The sequence below is a fragment of the Paenibacillus vortex V453 genome (genome assembly GCF_000193415.1).
Lineage (GTDB): Bacteria > Bacillota > Bacilli > Paenibacillales > Paenibacillaceae > Paenibacillus_AQ > Paenibacillus_AQ glucanolyticus.
Genome location: NZ_ADHJ01000020.1, coordinates 236,402 through 252,655 on the forward strand (window position 1 = coordinate 236,402; position 16,254 = coordinate 252,655).

Here is a 16,254-nt window from a genome sequence, read left to right on the forward strand (position 1 = left end):
GGTTGAAATCCTCCGAATGTTTCGGGGGATTTCTCCGGTTTACAACCGAAAGGGGAGAAGAGGGATGGAACTCTATTTTTTAGGAACGAACGCGGGGGTTCCGACGCTACAGCGTAACGTGACCTCGATTGCACTGCGTTTGCTGGAGGAGCGCAGAAGTCTGTGGCTTTTTGATTGTGGAGAAGGCACACAGCATCAAATATTGAAATCCCCGCTCAAGCTGTCCAAGCTTGAGAAGGTATTCATTACCCATATGCATGGTGATCACATCTTCGGCCTGCCGGGACTGCTTTCGAGCCGCGGTGCCCAAGGCGTGACTTTACCGCTTGCGATTTACGGTCCCCCGGGGATTAAATCGTTCATTGAGACCACATTAAACATCAGCCAATCCCGTGTTCCTTACACGATGGAGATCATGGAGCATACGGGCGGTGTGTTGTTTGAGGACGATAGCTTCCGGGTGGAAGCGGCAAAGCTGGATCATCGAGCGGAGAGCTACGGTTACCGCATAGAGGAGAAAGACCTTCCCGGCAGTCTGGATCTGAAGCGGCTGGAGGCTTACGGGCTCAAGCCGGGACCGTTATACGGGAAGCTGAAAAGAGGAGAGAGCGTGGATCTCGGCGGCGGCAGGTGGATACATGCTTCGGACGTGCTTCTAACTCCGAAAAAGGGCAGAGTGGTTACGATTCTCGGGGATACGCGCCCATGCCCGGGGGTGGAGAGCCTGTCGAAGGGAGCCGATCTTCTCGTTCATGAAGCTACCTTTATGGATGACTTGACGGAGCTCGCTCACGAATATTATCACAGTACAGCTAAGCAGGCAGCAGAGGCAGCAGAACGAGCCGGAGTAAAGACGCTGTTCCTGACCCACTTTAGTTCCCGCTATAAAGATATCGAGCATCTGCAGCCACTGCTTAAGGAAGCGCAGCAGATTTTTGAGAATACACGGCTGGCTGAAGATTTCGGATTGTACCCCATCCAGAGAAGATCGTAAAAATGGAGCAGCTGCCCGGCTTACAGGGAAATGTGAAGTGAATTATTTTCCGGGAAAGCGCAGGAAATGACAAACCGATATATATTCGCTGATGGTTGGACAGCCTTCGATTTCTTTCGACTCGGCAGCACCAGGATGAGGCGCCCGGCATGAACCTTGCAACCGGATGTGGGCTTCTTTACAATAATACTACTGGGGTATTTATGTTTGATACATATTCATGATGATGGATGCCGATAACGGATTGGCGAGAATACACTTTTACTTCAGCCGATGAATCATTTAGGGTATGAAGGAAAGAAATAAAGAAGGTGCTATAACATGGTGGAAAAATCCAAAGGATTGCTGATAGACCTCGATGGAACACTGTATCACGGCCGCAACCGAATTGAGGGAGCGGATCTTCTCATTGAGCGATTGAAGGAGCTGCAGATTCCGTACCTGTACGTAACCAACAACTCCTCGAGAACACCGGAGCAGGTGGCAGCGCATTTGATGGAAATGGGGATACCTGCTTCGCCAAACGAAGTGTGCACCTCTTCCCTTGCAGCGGCCCGATATATTGCCGAGGAATCGCCGGGAGCCAGAGTTGCGATGCTCGGGGAAGAGGGACTGAGGGAAGCGCTGTTGTCTGCAGGCCTCACGATCGTGGAGGACTCCCCTGAATATGTCATTCAAGGAATTGACCGTGCGTTTCATTACGATAAACTGACCCGTGCTGTCCGCTGGATTCAGGAGGGGGCGGTGTCTGTATTGACCAATCCCGATCTGCTTCTCCCGTCGGATACCGGCTTAATGCCTGGTGCAGGTTCGCTTGGGGCCGCCATTGAAGCTGCTTCCGGAGTTAAGCCGACCGTGATTGGCAAGCCTTCCTCGATTCTGATGAAGTTTGCCTCGGACCGTCTTGGACTGGCACCGGAAGAAACTTATGTGATCGGGGATAATATCCGTACGGATATCGCAGCGGGTGCACATGCCGGATGCAAGACGGTGCTCGTTATGACGGGTATAACGACAGATCTCAACATGGAGGCACATATCGAGGCAACGGGTGTTACGCCAGACTATATATGCCGCGATTTGAGTGAAGTGGTCAAACTGCTGTGTTCGTAAAAAGCGAAGCGTACATAAACTTTTGTGATCGACGAAGGGAAGATGAATCATGCCGGAACTGCCGGAAATGGAGAACTACCGAAGACTGTTATCTCAGAGCATTGTCAATGTACCCATCACAAATGTTGTCGTGAACCGTGAGAAATCACTAAACGTGCCTGTTGATGAGTTTACTTCCGTATTAAAAGGAAGCAAGGTCATTTTTGTGGAACGGAGAGGGAAGCACCTCGTATTTCATCTCCACAACGGAGGCCGGCTGCTGCTTCACTTGATGCTGGGAGGCATTCTGTATTTAGGGCGTATCGATGAAGAGCGTCCTCCCCGTTCTACTCAAGTCGAGATCACGTTTGGTGATCAGGTGTTGTATTTTATCGGTCTGCGCCTGGGTTATTTGCATTTTCTTACGGCAAAAGAAGCCGATGATGCGCTAAAAGAGCTTGGACCTGAGCTGCTGGACCGACGCATGACCAAAGCGCGCTTTGTCCAATTGATCGGAAAGCGGCGTGGCGCATTAAAAACTACGCTGGTCAATCAACAGGTTGTCGCTGGAATCGGTAACTGTTACGCAGATGAGATCGCATTTGATGCCAGAATTCATCCATTGACCAAAATCCAGGATTTGTCGGAGCAGTCTTTGGAGCAGCTGTATGACAGCACCGTTAAGGTAATGAATGAAGCGACTGATGGCGGAGGTTACATGGAGATGCCGTTTCAGGAAGGGGACCAGCTGACAGGAGCCTATAACGATGAATGCAAGGTGTATGATCGCGAAGGAGAGCCTTGCGTTCGCTGCGGTACCGCTATTGCGAAGGCGGAGCATACCTCGCGCAAAGTTTTCTTTTGTCCCCATTGCCAGCATGAAGCCTAAGATCAGGATCGGAAGCCACGTCAGCACCCGGGGCGGATTTCTTGCAGCAGCCCAGCATGCAGCCGGGATCGGTTCACTGGCCTATCAATATTTCCCGAAAAATCCGCGCAGTCTCCATTTGAAGACGCCGGACATTCGGAATGCTGCCGCATGCGCCAGGTTCTGCCAGGAGCAAGGGATTGTTTCGATTGCGCACACGCCTTATCCGACGAATATGGCGGTAGGGTTGACCCGCGGCGAAGAATTCTACGGGTTGACCGTGGAATCACTCAAGAATGACCTTATAATTGCAGAGGCTTGCGGCTCGCTTGGCATCGTTGTTCATTTTGGGCATCACAAGAGTCAGGATGTGCTGGAAGGCTATCAGAATATTATTCGTTGTTTGAACGATGTGTTATCATCTTGGAAGGGCAAGGCCAAGCTGCTGATCGAGAATCAGGCGGGCGACCATGGATCGATGGGCATGACCCTTGAGGAGAGTGTAAAGGTTAGACAGCTGGCTGATTATCCGGAAAAAATAGGTTTTTGTCTCGATACCTGCCACTTGTTTGCGGCAGGAGGATGGGATATATCCAACACAGGCGAGCTCCTTGCCAGAGGCAAGTCGCTTGGTTACTGGGATTCCCTGGTAGCAGTCCACTTAAACGACTCGAAATATGGAGCCGGTTCGAGAAAAGATCGTCATGCACGTGTCGGGCAAGGTATGATAGGTACAGAAGCGCTGAAGCATTTGGCTCTGGCACAGGAGCTCACGGGCAAGGCATTTGTCCTGGAAAGTGAAAAAGGGGCTGACGGCACACATCGGGAAGACATCGCCAAGATGCTGTCCTGGTCCTGATTAAGGGAGAGAGTAGTATGATTCATCTGTATTTAGACGACTGGCGTCCTAATCCGAAAGGATTTGCGCTGGCTCGAAACGGGGAAGAATGTCTGTTGATGCTCCGCGAATGCGAAGTGGATGTGCTGTCACTTGATTTTGAGTTGGGGCATGATCAAATGAACGGCGGCGATGTAGTTGCTGCTATGATTGCCGAGAAGCTGCAGGCCAAGGAAATATATCTTCACACCTCAAGTCCATCAGGCAGAAGAAAAATGTATGAACTGCTCTATGCACATATGCCCGAGGGCGTGCAGGTTCATAATGGACCGATGCCGGAATCCGTAATGCGGGAAGTCGCGCAGGGTACAAGATGATCGAGGTTACACAGCGGGAACTGGTGGAGAGGCTCGAATGGCAAGAGCGTATGGCGAAACGGGATATGGAAGCTGATCCTGTCATCGTATTTTTGCATACGCCATTATGCGGTACATGTACCGCTGCGCGTAAAATGATCGAAATTGTGGAGCATGTGGTTCCGGATATGAAGCTCCTTGAAGCAGACGTGAATTTTCTTCCGGGCATTGTGGAACGGTATCAAATTCGCAGTGTTCCTGCTCTCTTGGCTGTCCAATCAAGTGCTGGCGCCGTACCGGCTGTGCTGTACCGGATGGGCTCCGTGCAGGATATTGCAAGTTTTGTCAGGAGTGTGAAGCCATGATCTCGTTGCAGCATATATCGCTTGTCCGAGGGGACCGTCATATTCTGGATAATGTCAGCATGGAGATGAGACCGGGAGAAAACTGGGTTATTTTGGGCCGGAATGGTTCAGGCAAGACCACGCTGCTGGAAATGATGATGGGGTATATGTTCCCTTCCAGTGGACGAGTTGAAGTTCTCGGCCATGTATATGGACAATGTGACGTTCGAGATGTCCGCAAATCCATAGGCTATATTAGTCAATCGCTGCTGGAAAAGCTTTCTCTGAGCGACCCGGTGTGGGAAGTAGTCGCCACAGGCGCTTATGCCTTTTTGCGGTTCTATCAGGACATTCCGGAGGAAGCACGGAGTAGAGCCTACACTCTGCTGAATGAGATGAATGTTGGTCATTTGGCAGAGCAGCCTCTCGGAACCTTATCCCAGGGCGAACGAAAAAAAGTAAATGCTGGCGCGTTCCCTTATGGCTGATCCGAGGATTCTGATTATGGATGAACCGTGTGCCGGCCTTGATTTGTACGAAAGGGAGAAGATGCTGCTGGAGATTGATTCTCTGAAGCAGCGTAAGATAGCGGTTGTGTACGTTACGCATCATATCGAGGAGATTGTCCCTTTGTTTACTCATGTGGCGCTTATCAAGGACGGACGCTTAACGGCCTCGGGTAGGAAAGAAGAAGTATTAAAACCTGAACTTATCAAACAAACTTATGATATTGACGCTCAGCTGGAATGGAATGGCGGACGTCCCTGGATCAAAGTTATTTCTGGAGGTTAATCCGTTTGGATGAATTAAATGTTATGCAGGGTCTTGAAGAAGAGGATCGGAAAAGTCAGGATTTGCACTGTAAATGGGTGTGCACAGCAAATCATGGATTTGCACCCTATGCCCAGGAAGAGCTGCGCCGGATGTTTGGCAGCCTGAAGAGCACGATGTTGATACCGGGTGAGGTGTTTGTAACAACACTCGGCAGGTCGGAAGAGGAGGCCAAGGGACTGATAATGTCCAAGCCCCCTATTTTTCTACGGCATCTGTTTCCCGTACATCTGGAAATAACGGCGGAAACCGTTGATGAAGCTTTACATGCGGTCGAAGCGTATATACTGAAGCGGGAAGAGATCAGCGGCAGCCGAGTATCCATCCAGATCCGAAAGACGGAGAACAGCTTGTGGACGGAAAACCCGGCAGCGCTCCGGGATGAACTTCAGCATCGTTTGACTCCGCTCCAACTCGAATACACGGTGCAGGCGCCGGAGTGGATCATATCATTGTTCGCAGCGGACGGCTTATGGTATGTAGGCGTGTCGCGGCCAGAGGAGAACCTGTCGGATTGGAACGGAGGCGCAGTCCGTTTTCAACGTGAAGAGGGTCAAATCTCAAGGGCGAAGTTCAAGCTGCTTGAGGCTGAGAAGCAGTTCGGAATCCCATTTGATTCGTTCCGCAAGGCCCTTGATATCGGTGCTGCGCCTGGAGGATGGACTTCCTTTTTGCTGGAGCGCGGCCTGCAGGTTACAGCGGTGGATCCCGCCAAAATGCATCCATCGCTTCACGGACACAAGAACCTGAGGGTCATCCACAAGAACGCGGCCGATGTGTCGTTTAAGGAGCATGAATTCGATCTGCTGGTCTGCGATATGAGCTGGAGTCCGAAACAAACGGCGAAGATGGTGACAGGGCTCCTGTACAGTCTTCAGGCGGGCGGCACGGCAGTCATTACAGTTAAGCTGTTGACCAAGAAACCGATGGCGCTTGTGAAAGAGATCATGGCGGTTTTTGAAGAGGCGAGAATGCAGGTTCAGGGAGCGAAGCAGCTGTTTCATAATCGGGACGAGATTACGCTATATATGATTAAGTATTAAAAAAGTCTTTACAGTTGAATGAATAATGTTTTATAATGATTCCAAAATTAACCAACAACAACTACAGGGAAAGCATCCCGCTATTCATCACGATTTAGTGATGTGGCGGAGTGCTTTCCCTTTTTGTTGTGCTTATAAGACAGGGGAGAGGGCGTAATCATGAAACAGCAGCCTTGCAGATTGCTGCATGGGGAAGTGCTAGGCGAACGTTATGTTATAGATCGTATTATCGGCGAAGGCGGTATGAGCTGCGTATATCTGACGGAGGATTTGAAGCTGCCCGGCAAGAAATGGGCGGTGAAGGAGAGTATGTCTGAGCCCGGTATGCAGCGCGCTGTTCAGGATGAGGCGCAGCTGCTGATTAAACTCAGTCATCCGCGCTTGCCGCGAATCGTTGATTTTTTCCATGTTCAGGATACCGGCTACACCTATTTGGTGATGGATTACATTCAGGGCATGACATTGGAGAAGTACTTTCGGGGATACCGCGGAAACGTGAATCCGGAATTTATCATGGAACTGACAGAGCAATTGCTGGACGTGCTGGAGTATCTCCATGGTCATGAGCCTCAGGTCATATTCCGGGACTTAAAGCCATCGAACATCATGCTGACCGATCAGCTGGAGGTTCGACTCATCGATTTTGGCATCGCGAGAAGTTACAAGCAGGAGAGCGGCGAGGATACGGTCAAGCTTGGAACGGTCGGATTTGCAGCACCGGAGCAGTATGGGGGAAGGCAAAGCGATGCGCGATCGGATCTGTATGGGTTAGGCGCGCTGCTGCTATATCTCTCAACCAGTGGCAAGTTCAGTGAATGGATCACAGGCGTGGAGCGTCATATTCGTGGTGACTTGCCAAGAGAACTGGTGCCTGTTATCCGTAAACTGCTGCAATATGCACCCGAGCATCGATATCAATCCACGATGGAAGTGCGTTCTGCACTCAGCAGGCAGCAGTCGATTCCCGTGAATAGTTCGGGGGTTCAGTCCGGTACGGTTGCCGGGACGCTGGTGGCTGCTGTGCTAGGTGCATCGTCAGGTGTAGGAACTACACATAGCTGTATTGCGTTTGGACATTTCCTGGCTTCGCGATATGGAAAAGTGGCGATTGTGGAAATGAGCGCGAAATCCACCGCATTCAGCCGGATTCAGGAAATCGCGGAAGGCGGAAAGCTTGGGTCCATTCGAAAGTTTGAAATCAATGGAATTCACTTTTGGCGCCAAACGGCCAGAACGGAGGTCATCTCGCTGCTGGGTGGCAGTTATGATGCGGTTGTCCTCGATTTGGGGTCCTATCGTGACAGCGAACGGTTGGAGGAATTCCTTCGGGCCGATCTGCCGATCGTGATCGGTTCAGGAGCGGAGTGGCGGCAGCATGATGTGGTGACGCTAGCCCGGATGCTGTCCAGACATCCTCAGCCTGGACGGATTTATGCACTGCCGCTCGCGGGGGAAGAAACGATTCAGGAGATGAGGAAAGCGCTTGGAACGAGCAAAGTTCATGCATTGCCTCTGCAATCGGATCCATTTGAGATACCGAATAGCAGCCAACAGACATTTGCCCAAGTATTTCAGGACTATCTGCCTTCGACAGAACGGAAGCGAAGATTCAGGTTTCGAAAGAATTAACCGCATTTGATATGAAGGAGATGAAGCAATGCCGATTATCAGGCGGCGGAGCCGCAAGCTGATATTTGCCGGACTTGCCGGCGCAGCCGTGACAGGTGCCCTGTGTGCCGGCACCATGATTTACTATCTGCACGGCTATAAGGAACAGCAGGGCGAAGAGCGAATGAAATACGAGCTGCGGATCACGGAGCTGGAAGAGACGCAGCTTCAGCAGTTGAACTCGATGCAGGTTGCATGGGTTCCAGTAAGAGATATTCCTCCTGGACATTTCATTGAGGCAAAGGATATTAAGGAAGTTCGGCTGCCGTATGAAGGGGCTTCTAACAATCTTCTTTCGGTCAAGGAGGAGATCGCCGGGAAGGGGGTAAAGATCGAACTGCTGCAAGGAACACCTATCACGCGCACGATGCTGTTTGAAGAGGAGCCTACTCCGTCAGATCTGCGTCATCGGGAGATGAAATCCGTATATTTGCCAAGTGATTTGAGACAGGGGGACGTTGTGGATGTCCGGGTTCAATTCCCGACAGGACAGGATTACATTATTTTGTCCAAGAAGAAGATTGACAGGTTTCAAAATCCGGCATTCTGGACGACGTTAAGTGAACAGGAGATTCTTCTGCTCTCCAGTGCTTTGGTTGACGCTTACCTTCATGGTGCAACACTGTATGCACTTACTTATGTTGAACCGGAGCTGCAGGATAAGGCGATTCCCAACTATCCGCCGAATGAGGAAGTATCCAGCCTGATTGCAAGCAATCCGAACATAGTGAAGATAGCGGAAAAGCATCTGGAGATTTCGCTTCGGAGCACGTTGGAAGAGGATTTAAGCAAACTTAATTCGAATCAGCAGGTTCAGGCTTCTGATGTGCACTATAGTTCCACGTTTGGAGGCAGTGCCAGAAGTCCGGACTCTTGGAGCCCGGCATCCACTAACAGCACCCCAGCGACACCTCCTGCTAATAGCAGTTCGGCTGATAACCAATCTGACGAACAGGGGGATACCCCGCTACGCGGTGAGATGGATCTTGAAGCTGAGCAGATTCTGGGAACACAGGGAACAGCGGATCCAAAGCCCTCAACAGAAGTGGGAACACCTGATGCGGATTTGATATTCTCAAGTCCCTGAGCGGGAACATATTGATCTTGAATAACAGATAGGCGAATGAAGGAGTGTTAGCAATTGAAGACTTGGATATTTACGGGCATCTGTGATAAGAGCGACTTGCTTTTGTATATGTGCAAAATATTAGCGTTCGGAGATAACAGGGTGTTGCTAGTGGATGGTGCGCTTGATGCGAAGTACAAACATTGCATAGGCGTGATGCATCCTAAACTGCCGATCATTGAGTTTGCCGGGTTTGATGTGGCAACCGGATTTCAGAATTACTCTTCACTGAGGAAATATTTGGAAGGAGGAGATGAGAAGACGTATGACTACGTCATTATGGATGTAGAGAAATCGCAATTTTTGGATAAGAATCAATGGGATGAAGCCGATGCCTATGTTTGGGTCAGCGGATTCGAGGTAACAGGACTGAGAAAGAGCTCAGCTTTGCTGGATGAGCTAAGAGCTGCAAGAATAGATGATCCATTACCACCGTTCCATCGGGTATACGTTCAGGTGATCGAAGATTTTACAGATGAAGCTTACATCGAAGGTTATCTGGAAGAAAGTCGGATCGAGTGGCTGGGTTCACCCGTGAAAATGCCGTGGGACGAACTGTTTTTCGCCCTGAAAATTAAGAATGAGCATGCGGGTAGACTGGGCATTAAGCCATTGTCCAGGCAGTATAAGCGATCCCTTACTGAACTTATCCGCAGATTGTCGGAGATGGAACAGCGGCATATCCGCCGGGCGTTAAGGCAAGCAGGAAGGAGGCATGCATGAGTCTGATTGCTGTGTGGAGTCCGTTGAGGGGCGGCAGTGGCAGTACCATGCTGGCCACAAGCCTGCCCATCGTGCTGGCGTTCGAGTATCAGGTCAAAGTGCTGCTGGCACATGGCGGATACCATGGAGAACGAGTGGAACAAGCATTTACACATCGAAAGGAAACGCTGGATTATATTACGGCTTTCCAGGACAGCGGCATGGATGCCTTGGAAAGGCTTGATGCAAGTGGGAGATTGAGTCCAGAGAATGTACGCAATTATACCCTGCCGCTTTTGTCAGACCGACTGGATCTGCTGTGTGGGCCGCGGCATATGCCTGAGCATGAATTCGAATCGGCCAAGCATGCGGAGGATGGGAATCAGGCCACCCTAATGAACAGAGTCATGGAATCCTCCAAGCGAAGTTATGATGTCACGATAGCCGATGCAGGGAATGGAGCACCTGGGGCCTCAGACCGAGCAATATTACTAGGTGCTGACCTGATCGTAGTGGCTTTGAACCAAAATTTGCATGCGCTTGAGCGAGAACTTGTACAGGAACGATTGCCCTCTGAGCTTACGGACAAGCACCGGCTGTATGTAATCGGCAAATATGATCGGGAGAGCAATTGCACTCTGCAAAATATCAAGCGTCGCTTTGGCATTAAAAACGTGGTGCTCGGTGTTCCGTATTGTTCCGGCATGACGGATGCATGGAATATGCGTTCGATTTTGCCCTATATGCAGCGCAGCCGGGGAGGTGCTGACCTTAGACGGATGAATCCTCTTTATAACGCCGTGCATCATGTAGCCGACGCTGCTGCCGAGCAGTTGGGTCTGCCTGCCGGTGCTTCGAAAGCGGGGGGCTTGCATGCTTTCGGGTAGCTCTTTGAATATGGTTTGGATCGTAATCTTGATTTTGTTTGCGCTGTTGTTTGTATACCTTCGCTATTTGGACACAAAGAAAACAGCCGCTGACATGACAAGGGGAACGGACCCGTATTCACTCGGGTCCATGACAGAGTTTGTTAAGGATACCCTGCATCAACTGACGCATAGTCAACTGTCCGATTTAGGACTCTATGAAGAAGAGTATCGAAGAAGATTGAACAAGAGAAGTGAATTGAGACGCGCTCTCAAAGGCTGCGTATCAGGTGATGTACTGGACAAGGTTTATGTAAAGGATTTCTTAAAACAGCTGCTTGTCAGCCATTTGGGTTTGAATGAGTCCAATATTAATGCTGCAATTCCGTTCGAGAATCAGCTGGACCTGACAGCCCAGGATCAATTCGAAATCGTCTTATACCTATATAAACAGAGACATGGTGAGGATGCCTTGTCTGTGCTGGTCGAGACATATGATCTTGCCAGACCGCGGGTGATCCCCGGTTATGGAGAAGGCGGCGTATATGCGGTTACGGCGGATGACATGGCTTATATTTATGAGTCCGAGCAGCGCCCGCTCTTGTTTCAGGAGAAGCTGGATATCGTGGTTCAACGCATTTATCAGCAGTACAAAGGCTTTTCTGTTGTGGATGAAATCAGAGATCAGTGTATTGACGGGGTTAGCGGTGGAGTTAGCGGGATAACTGTCGACCGTGACAGCGGACAGGAGATCTTTCGTTCTCACGATGATTTTTTGGGAATTGGGGCACAGCACGCCGGATTACCTTCAACGGGCTGTGAAAGTGTGTGGATTTTTTACCGGGGGATATCGATGCATCTGGCCTTCCTTTCGTTTGGGTCGATGCTGGAACTGAAGAGGGTATGTCAGAACATATACAAATACAATCATCCCGGACAGCTTTCCGAAGCCAGCGGTTACAAGGTAAATGAGATGAAGGATGGTTCACGGGTCGTCGTGGTTAGACCTCCGTTTGCAGAATCCTGGGCATTTTTTGTTCGCAAATTCGATCTGCCTAAGGTTTCGCTTGATCAGTTGATTACGGGCAGCGGTGCGGAACTGCCGATTGGATTGTTGAAATATTTGATGAGGGGCAGTCGGATTACGGCTATCACCGGTGCACAAGGGTCGGGAAAAACAACGCTGCTTATGGCGATGGTGGGCCACATATATGCGTCCTATACGCTTCGGGTTCAGGAAATGGCCTTTGAGCTGCATTTGAGGAAGATCTACAGCCGAAGGAACATCCTCAGCTTCAGGGAAACGGAACACATAAGCGGGCAGGCAGGCCTGGATCTTCAGAAGAAAACGGACGGTACGGTCAATATTCTTGGCGAGGTAGCTAGTGACGAGGTAGCTTCATGGATGATTCAGATGTCCCAAGTGGCCAGTTTGTTCACGGTATTTACCCATCATGCCAAGACATTCAAGGATCTGGTTCAATCGCTGCGCAATTCCCTGCTCAAGAGTGGAGTATTCAGACAGGAGCACATTGCCGAGCAGCAGGTAATCAGTGTAATCAACTTTGATGTTCATCTTAGAAGAGATGCGAATGGCAACCGTTACATAGAGCGCATTACAGAATGTATCCCGATAGAGAAGGGGACATTCCCAGACATCAATATAAACTCGGATAGTGGCAGCTTGAAGAAACGTTTGGAGGAATATTTCAAGCTGAGTGCAGAGCATATACGGAGATTGAATGAAGAAGGTCATTTCATATCCCGCAATGTGATTGAGTACCGGGATGGAGTTTATATAGCTGCTGCCAAGCTATCCGAGCGCAGTATCCTCGAAATGACGGAGCAGATGCAGCCGGAAGATGCGGAAGAATTCAAAGCATTTCTGACTGCAGGTTGGGGGGGAGAAGGTGACCTCTAAAGATGTGCTGATCCTGGTTTTCATTATATCTCTGCTGCTATTTGCGATCACCATGGGTATCGTGTTATGGCTATCCAGAAGACGAGTTTTTCATAGAGGAAGCGTCGGAAGGGCAGAGATGGGAGAAAACAAGCCACTGCGTGAGATGTACCGACAGTGGTTTCAATTGGCCTATATGTACGGGGTGAAAATCCCCTTGGTCCGATCTTATCTCAAACGGATCAGGCAGAGAATCGCGATCATTCATCCTTACGATGAAATCGCGCTTCGGTTTGAGACGATGAAACTTGCTTTCGCTATAACAGGCACCCTCACGCTAACAGCGTTACTGCTTATATGGAGCCAACCGGACTTCGGATTTATGGTCATTGTCATTCTTGCGGCTGCGGTTATTAACAATATGCTTGTTGAGATGTTCATCAATCGCCTGGAGCGAAGAGTGCTCGTTCAATCGGTTGAATTATTCTCTCTAGTCCGTCATCACTATCAGCAGCATGGCATGGTGGAGGAAGCGCTGTACGAGGGTGCTGAAACCTCCGGACACGAAATATCAATTCATGCACATCGAATTTACAATGCCTTGGTATCCAATGATCCCGACGAAGAGTTGGAACGTTATTATGAGGTGGCACCTAATCGTTATCTTAAGGCTTTTGCGGGCATTTCCCACCTTGTTATGGAGTTTGGCGATCACGCCAGAAAGCAAGGCTCCATCTACCTGCATGGATTAAGCGGATTGACAAAGGAAATCCAATTGGAAATATTGAGAAGAGACAAGCTCGATTATTTGATGAAGGGCTTGAATGTTATCGCATTGGCACCTGTTTTCTTTACGAAACCGATCGAACGCTGGGCAAGAAGCAGTTTTCCTTCAATGGATGAGTTTTATATGAGCAAGCTTGGTTTTATTACCAAGATTTCGATTTATGTCATTATTCTAATCTCGTACGTCCTGCTGCAGAAGCTTCAGCAGAATCGAGAAACGGATTACCGTGCAGGGGTAGAGAAAAAAGTCACTTGGGAAGAGAGACTGTATCGTATTTCTTTCGTTCGTAGGCTTGTGGATATGATGGCACCGAGCCCTGGTACGTTGAACTATGACAGACAACTCCGACTATTAAAGGAAAGCAATGCAAGAATCAAATTCGAATGGTTATATGTCAGAAGGTTAACGTTCTTTTTCTTGGCTTTTTTCCTTTCGTTATCTGTGGCAATGGGTCTGCATGTCCAGGCTAAACATCAATTGTTGTATGTTCCCGCAGCGTTGAACAATTCACTGTTCGGTCAGATGAGTGAGATCGAACGACGGCAGGCAGAAGAGACTGTGGAACAGGATCGGCTGTTGATGGAGCAATTGCAAATGTCTCCGAATGTCACCCACGATCAGGTTAAGCACATGGTAAGCAAAACGGATCAGATGGGACTGACTATGGAGCAGCTTGATATCATAACTGATCGAATCATGATAAAGCTGCAGCGATATGATGGCGAATATCTAAAATGGTGGGAGCTGCTGTTGTCCTTTTTGACAGGGATGGCAGCATACGGAGCTCCTCTATGGCTGCTGTATTTTCACCGGAAAGTGCGCAATATGGAAATGCGGCATGAAGTATATCAGTTCCAGACGGTCATATCTATATTGCGGGGGATGGAACGAATCTCGGTTGAGGGCATATTGGAATGGCTTAATCGATTCGCCGTCATATTTAAGATCCCGATCCAAAAAAGCCTGCTGCATTATGAGCATGGAGCCCAATTGGCTTTGCTGGAGCTGAAGGAAGATGTTTGGTTCCCTGACTTTCAACGATTGGTAGACAAATTGCTGCTTGCGGTAGATAAAGTACCGATCAAGGACGTATTCGATGATCTGGATGGCGAGATGATCTTCAGCTTCGAGCAGCGCAAACAGGAATATGAGGCGATGATTGATACGAAGGCGGCATGGGCGCGATTGATCGGTTTTACCCCTATGTATGCTCTGATCTTTATGTATCTGGTCATTCCCTTAATTGGTATGAGTTTTTCCCAGATGGAAACGTATTATGAGCAAATCCAGCGTTTGTAGATGCTGCCGCGAGTGTAGTGTAGTGTCGTCATGATTCGTAGACTCAAATAATAAATGAGAAAAAGAGGGAGATTTCAATGAATAATGCATCATCAGCTCTGAAGGTGGCCGCGGGAATATTTTTGACAATTGCTCTGATCACCATTGTTGTTATTTTGTTTATTTCGGCACAGGAAGCTACCAAAACCGCACAGAACAATTTCTCGGATATTCAAACAGAGCTGTCCCAGGCAGCTTTCACCGTTTATGACGGTACAACGATCAGCGGATCTCAGGTTACGAATGCACTTCGCAAGTACAAGGATAAGGATCAGTTCGGGGTTTTCATAGCAACCGGAAAAAACAAAGCAGGGCAATGGTACGGAAATGTTCTGGAGACGGACGGATCTATCCTGAATCCGGATTCGAGGCAAGGGAATATCAATCTCGTAATGGATGAGAAGAGTACGGAGTATGTCAACCCAAGCGGAAAATTCAGGGCGACCATTGTTAAGGATAATTCCAATGTGATCAGGGGAATCAAGTTTGATCAATAGTTATTTTTGGAAGGTGACGCGTCGTGCGTGAACAAACGATAAATATGCTTGAATTGGCAGCTGGGGTGGCATTGTTTATAGGTGCCTGTATGTATGCCGTTAATATGCAGACCTTCCTCGACCAAGGCATAAGCGCCGCGGGCAGGATGACGCAGGAGCAGCATGCCGGAGTGACAACAGTGGAGATGATGAACGAGGATAGAAATCTGACCTATAAGGGAAGCGAAGTATTGTTTACTCTTCGTGAGGTTCAGACGAATGTTTACGATATGTCCGTGGACGGAATACGATTCAGCTCAGGCAGTAATCCAGAAGAGCTGGATCTGTCGATTATCGATATGAGCGCTCGTTATGGCGTGCAGTATCTTCGCGGAACCAATGGAGAAGTGGATAGCATCCAGTTTGTTAAAGTGAGGTAGCAACAATGTCAAACTCGGTTTCGAAATGGTTTGCGGCTTTTCTGGCACTTCTTCTGCTCTATTTAGTTCCCGCGGGCGAGATGGCCAGAAGGCAGGATGACCTGTCACGGCTCGTTGTCTATCAATCCGTTACCAAGTTCGTAGACAGCGTTCGTACGAAGGGATATATTACCCCTATCATGTACAATGATTTCCTGCAAGAGCTGGCAGCCACCGGGAACATGTACAGCGTGGAGATGGAGCATCATCATAAGAAATACCATCCCGAATATGGCGATCCTTCAGATCCGGACACATTCCTGAACCGCTACTCCGTTGTATACGATGCCTATTATCAGGACGATGTAATGCGATATCTGTTTCCGGATTCGCATGTTGCCAAGGAAGATGACAGCCGTAGATACCGCCTAACGGCCGGCGATCACTTCCAGGTAAGCGTTCGGAGCTTGAATCGTACACCCGGATTGTTGATATTCGATGCATTGACAGGATCAAATTCAGGCGGGAAGGCAGCTATCGCTTTTCCTTACGGAGGTTTGGTTCTTAATGAAGATTACGAGTGACTTGTTCTGCTATAACCGGTTT

Annotated in this window: 16 protein-coding genes and 1 pseudogene; all 17 read left to right on the plus strand. The window is 49.2% G+C overall.

Annotated elements, in window-relative coordinates; all coding sequences use genetic code 11:
- Positions 1-64 precede the first annotated feature (64 nt).
- The 17 genes and pseudogenes from rnz to PVOR_RS13045 all read left to right on the plus strand — a co-directional run bounded on the left by rnz (position 65) and on the right by PVOR_RS13045 (position 16,232).
- Positions 65-994 carry a ribonuclease Z gene (rnz, locus tag PVOR_RS12965; RefSeq protein ID WP_006209666.1) on the plus strand — a complete coding sequence of 310 codons (930 nt, stop codon included), beginning with the start codon at positions 65-67 and terminating at the stop codon, positions 992-994.
- 321 nt (positions 995-1,315) lie between these two features.
- Positions 1,316-2,107 (plus strand): TIGR01457 family HAD-type hydrolase, encoded by a 792-nt coding sequence (locus PVOR_RS12970; RefSeq protein ID WP_006209667.1) that lies wholly within the window; start codon positions 1,316-1,318, stop codon positions 2,105-2,107.
- A 49-nt stretch (positions 2,108-2,156) separates the two neighbouring features.
- Positions 2,157-2,975, plus strand: coding sequence for an Fpg/Nei family DNA glycosylase (locus PVOR_RS12975; protein ID WP_006209668.1), 819 nt, complete (start codon positions 2,157-2,159; stop codon positions 2,973-2,975).
- Complete coding sequence (locus PVOR_RS12980) at positions 2,965-3,813, plus strand: deoxyribonuclease IV (RefSeq protein WP_006209669.1); 849 nt, start codon at positions 2,965-2,967, stop codon at positions 3,811-3,813. Before PVOR_RS12975 ends, PVOR_RS12980 begins: the two co-directional genes overlap by 11 nt.
- Before the next feature lie 17 nt (positions 3,814-3,830).
- Positions 3,831-4,169: a cyclic-phosphate processing receiver domain-containing protein gene (locus tag PVOR_RS12985; protein WP_006209670.1), complete on the plus strand. Its 339-nt coding sequence runs from the start codon at positions 3,831-3,833 to the stop codon at positions 4,167-4,169.
- A complete protein-coding gene (locus tag PVOR_RS12990) occupies positions 4,166-4,513 on the plus strand; it encodes a thioredoxin family protein (protein ID WP_006209671.1) in 348 nt (115 codons plus the stop codon). The genes PVOR_RS12985 and PVOR_RS12990 overlap by 4 nt, the downstream gene beginning before the upstream one ends.
- Positions 4,510-5,284 (plus strand): annotated as a pseudogene (locus PVOR_RS12995) (ABC transporter ATP-binding protein). Before PVOR_RS12990 ends, PVOR_RS12995 begins: the two are co-directional and overlap by 4 nt.
- Before the next feature lie 5 nt (positions 5,285-5,289).
- Positions 5,290-6,366, plus strand: coding sequence for an SAM-dependent methyltransferase (locus tag PVOR_RS13000; RefSeq protein WP_006209675.1), 1,077 nt, complete (start codon positions 5,290-5,292; stop codon positions 6,364-6,366).
- Positions 6,367-6,525: 159 nt separating this feature from the next.
- Complete coding sequence (locus PVOR_RS13005; protein WP_006209678.1) at positions 6,526-7,995, plus strand: serine/threonine protein kinase; 1,470 nt, start codon at positions 6,526-6,528, stop codon at positions 7,993-7,995.
- A gap of 28 nt (positions 7,996-8,023) precedes the next feature.
- Positions 8,024-9,121, plus strand: coding sequence for an SAF domain-containing protein (locus PVOR_RS13010; protein ID WP_006209679.1), 1,098 nt, complete (start codon positions 8,024-8,026; stop codon positions 9,119-9,121).
- 108 nt (positions 9,122-9,229) lie between these two features.
- Positions 9,230-9,883, plus strand: coding sequence for a hypothetical protein (locus tag PVOR_RS13015; protein ID WP_234972850.1), 654 nt, complete (start codon positions 9,230-9,232; stop codon positions 9,881-9,883).
- Positions 9,880-10,749: a hypothetical protein gene (locus PVOR_RS13020; RefSeq protein ID WP_006209683.1), complete on the plus strand. Its 870-nt coding sequence runs from the start codon at positions 9,880-9,882 to the stop codon at positions 10,747-10,749. The genes PVOR_RS13015 and PVOR_RS13020 overlap by 4 nt, the downstream gene beginning before the upstream one ends.
- Positions 10,736-12,649, plus strand: a complete 1,914-nt coding sequence (locus PVOR_RS13025) for an ATPase, T2SS/T4P/T4SS family (RefSeq protein ID WP_006209684.1) — start codon at positions 10,736-10,738, stop codon at positions 12,647-12,649. Before PVOR_RS13020 ends, PVOR_RS13025 begins: the two co-directional genes overlap by 14 nt.
- Entirely contained in the window at positions 12,639-14,714 is a 2,076-nt protein-coding gene (locus PVOR_RS13030; RefSeq protein ID WP_006209685.1) for a hypothetical protein, read from the plus strand. Before PVOR_RS13025 ends, PVOR_RS13030 begins: the two co-directional genes overlap by 11 nt.
- Positions 14,715-14,791: 77 nt before the next feature.
- Positions 14,792-15,250 carry a hypothetical protein gene (locus PVOR_RS13035; RefSeq protein ID WP_006209686.1) on the plus strand — a complete coding sequence of 153 codons (459 nt, stop codon included), beginning with the start codon at positions 14,792-14,794 and terminating at the stop codon, positions 15,248-15,250.
- A gap of 23 nt (positions 15,251-15,273) precedes the next feature.
- A complete protein-coding gene (locus PVOR_RS13040) occupies positions 15,274-15,669 on the plus strand; it encodes a hypothetical protein (RefSeq protein WP_006209687.1) in 396 nt (131 codons plus the stop codon).
- 5 nt (positions 15,670-15,674) lie between these two features.
- Positions 15,675-16,232: a hypothetical protein gene (locus PVOR_RS13045; protein ID WP_006209688.1), complete on the plus strand. Its 558-nt coding sequence runs from the start codon at positions 15,675-15,677 to the stop codon at positions 16,230-16,232.
- Positions 16,233-16,254: the final 22 nt, after the last annotated feature.